This window comes from Rhodopseudomonas sp. B29 (assembly GCF_000333455.1).
Classification (GTDB): Bacteria; Pseudomonadota; Alphaproteobacteria; order Rhizobiales; family Xanthobacteraceae; genus Rhodopseudomonas.
In genome coordinates this window covers 1-3,230 of sequence record NZ_BADD01000175.1, presented here as the reverse complement: position 1 = coordinate 3,230, position 3,230 = coordinate 1, and the positions used below count along the sequence as shown (strand labels likewise).

At 67.4% G+C, this 3,230-nt stretch carries 3 protein-coding genes; 2 read left to right on the top strand and 1 reads right to left on the bottom strand.

From position 1 onward, the window contains the following. Window positions 1-117 precede the first annotated feature (117 nt). Complete coding sequence (locus I5M_RS06315) at window positions 118-1,329, top strand: MFS transporter (protein ID WP_022720622.1); 1,212 nt, start codon at window positions 118-120, stop codon at window positions 1,327-1,329. Here the strand turns inward: I5M_RS06315 and dgcA are convergent. Next, window positions 1,299-2,294 (bottom strand): N-acetyl-D-Glu racemase DgcA, encoded by a 996-nt coding sequence (gene dgcA, locus I5M_RS06310; protein WP_022720621.1) that lies wholly within the window; start codon window positions 2,292-2,294, stop codon window positions 1,299-1,301. The two genes, I5M_RS06315 and dgcA, sit on opposite strands and share 31 nt — an antisense overlap. A 103-nt stretch (window positions 2,295-2,397) precedes the next feature. On the opposite strand from dgcA, the gene I5M_RS06305 reads away from it, so the two are divergent. Further along, window positions 2,398-3,230: ABC transporter permease (locus tag I5M_RS06305; protein ID WP_031335597.1), on the top strand; the 833-nt coding region annotated here is incomplete at its 3' end.

The following is a 3,230-nucleotide window of genomic DNA, read 5'->3' as shown; positions in this document are numbered from 1 at the left end:
GCGGGCGGCGATCGGCGAAAAGAGCGAAAATTTCGTCGGCCATCACAGACTCGTTGCGGAAATCACTGCACGCACGTTAACGATCATCACGAACGGCGTCGAATCGCAATTGAATTGATGATTTCGGACTCACAAATCCCCACCTCACCTGCTGATTCGCGTCACTTCGCCGCCCGTCTGGCGCTGTTCTACGGCGCTACGTTCAGCATCGTCGGGACCTATCTGCCGTTCTTCACGGTTTGGCTGAAAGCCATTGGAATCGAAGCTTTTTGGATCGGTGCGATCGTTGCCGTACCGGCCGTCACTCGGTTCACGATCCTGCCGATGATTACCGCCCAGGCCGAGCGCCGCAACGTGCTGCGTGCTGCACTAATCAGTTTGGCCTTCGTGACGGCCATCGGGTTTACGTGCCTCGGGTTTGTACGTGGTCCGCTCCTGGTCCTCCTGGTATTTGCCCTGACGGCCTGCGCCTGGACCCCGATGGTGCCGCTGACCGACGGCTACGCGCTGAAGGCGGTGGCGCGGCTCGGATTGAACTACGGTCCGCTGCGGCTGTGGGGATCGGCCTCGTTCGTATTCGGCGCGATCATCAGCGGCGTGCTCGCCGACGTCATCGCGGCGAACCAACTGATCTTCGTCGTCGCCGGCGCCGCCTGGCTCGGCGCTCTCAGCGGCTTCGCGCTGCCGAGGGTCGCCGGTTCGGGCTTGCAGGCCGCGGTCCCGCAGCGACGCACGACGCTGCTGCGTGATCGGCGCTTCCTGCTGATCATCGCGGCCGCGGCGATGATTCAGGGCAGCCACGCCGCGTACTACACCTTCGCCTCGATCGTCTGGCGCGGCGCCGGGCTCGGCGGCAGCACGATCGCGGGACTGTGGATCCTCGGCGTGCTTGCCGAGATCGTGGTGTTCGCGCTGTCGCCGCGTTTCACGCTGGCGCCGTCGCTGCTGATGCTCATTGGTGCGATCGGCGCGGTGCTGCGCTGGCTGATCATGGCACACGATCCGCCGCTCGCGGTGCTCACCGGCGTGCAGCTATTGCACGGCTGCAGCTTCGGACTGACTCAGCTCGGCACCATGGGGCTGCTGCTGCGCAACGTGCCCACGCATGTCATGGCGCGCGGGCAGGGCTATCTCACGGCGGCGACGGGTTTGATGATGAGCAGCGGCGCGCTTTTGTCAGGTGCGGTGTTCGAGCGTGGCGGCGTGGCGGTGTACTACGTCGCCGCGGCGATGGCGCTGGGTGGCGCTATGCTGATCGGGTCCGCAGCGCGCGATCTCAATCGATCGCCGCAGCCGGTTCAGCCCCATAGCGCCGGCGCTGGCGGATAGAGCAGGCTGCCGTCGTAGCGCAGCCCATGGTCACGATCTTTGGCCAGCAGCAGGGGGCCGTCGAGATCGACGAACCGCGCCGATGCGGCGATCAGCAGCGCCGGCGCCATCGCCAACGACGTTGCCACCATGCAGCCGACCATGATGTCGAAGCCGAGCGCCCGGGCCGCGTCCGCCATCGCCAGCGCTTCGGTGAGGCCGCCGGTCTTGTCGAGCTTGATGTTGATGGCGTCGTAGCGGCCGCGCAGCTCCTCGAGCGAGCGGCGATCGTGCACGCTCTCGTCGGCGCACACCGCGACCCTGCGCTCGATCGTGGCCAGCGCGTCATCGCGGCCGGCCGGGAGCGGCTGCTCGACCAGCGTCACGCCGACATCGGCGCAGGCGGCGAGGTTGCGGGCGAGGTTGTCCGGCGTCCACGCCTCGTTGGCATCGACGATCAGTTCCGCCTTCGGCGCGGCGCGCCTGACCGCGGCGATACGCGCGTCGTCGCCGTCGCCGCCGAGCTTGATCTTGAGCAGCGGCCGCTCGGCGGCACGTGCTGTGGCCTCCGCCATCGCCTCGGGCGTGCCGAGCGAGATGGTGTAGGCGGTGGTCACCGGCTTGGGCGAAGCGGCGCCGAGCAAATCCCAGGCGCGGACGCCGCGCGTCTTCGCCTCCAGATCGATCAGCGCACAGTCGAGCGCATTGCGTGCAGCGCCGGGCTGCATTGCGGTCTGCAACGCGCTGCGGTCCATCCCCTGGCTCAGCGGGGCGCGCATTGCCTCGATGGCGGCGAGCGTCGTCTCCGGCGTTTCGCCGTAGCGTGCGTAAGGCGTGCACTCGCCGCGGCCGACGAACTCGCCGGAGCGCAGTTCGGCGATCACCACGACGGCTTCTGTCTTGGCACCGCGGCTGATGGTGAAGGAGCCGGCGATCGGCCAGCGTTCGATCCGGGTCGCCAATTGGGGCGCTTTGGTGAAGGTCATTTCCAATTCGTATCAAACTCATCCGAAGCTTGCCCGGAGCCACTAATTATGGCTGGTAATGACCTTGTCCCGCAAGGTGACGATCGAACCGGATTGGCTCAAAATGGTACAGCGAATGGCAGTGGAGGGTGGCCCGACCCTCGAGCGGATCGCGCATGGCGACGGCCTGGCGCTGCGCGCCGGCGGCCCGTGGACGGCGCGGTTCGCGCCGGCGCTGGAGCGGCTGGTCGCTGAAGCCGAGAAACTCACCGGCACCAAGCCCGCGGTCTCGATCGACGTCTCGGCGATCGCCCGGCTCGACACGTTCGGCGCCTGGCTGATCGAGCGGCTGCGCCGTAGCCTGACCCAGGGCGGCGCCGAGGCGCGGATCGCCGGCCTGTCGGCCAACTACGCGACGCTGGTCGACGAGGTGCGGCAGGTCGGACAAGACCCGCTGCCGTCGCAGCGGCGCAGCTCGCTGCGCGTGCCGATCGAGAAGCTCGGCCGCACCGTATACACGTTCGGCGACGACATCGTCGCGCTGATCAGCATGATGGGCGCGGTGCTGGCGGGGCTCGGCCGCGTCATCATCCACCCGACCCGGTTCCGCCTGACCTCGACGGTGCATCATCTCGAGCAGGTGTGCTGGCGCGCGGTGCCGATCATCCTGCTCATCACCTTCCTGATCGGCTGCATCATCGCCCAGCAGGGCATCTTCCATTTCCGCCGCTTCGGCGCCGACGTCTTCGTCGTCGACATGCTCGGCGTGCTGGTGCTGCGCGAGATCGGCGTGCTGCTGGTCTCGATCATGGTGGCCGGCCGCTCCGGCAGCGCCTACACAGCGGAACTCGGCTCGATGAAGATGCGCGAGGAGATCGACGCGCTGCGCACCATGGGGTTCGATCCGATCGACGTGCTGATCGTGCCGCGGCTGATCGCGCTGGTGATCGCAGTACC

Coding starts and splice junctions, on each gene's coding strand:
- I5M_RS06315 (WP_022720622.1), top strand. CDS start 118: ATGATTTCGGACTCACAAATCCCCACCTCACCTGCTGATTCGCGTCAC.
- dgcA (WP_022720621.1), bottom strand. CDS start 2,294: ATGACCTTCACCAAAGCGCCCCAATTGGCGACCCGGATCGAACGCTGG.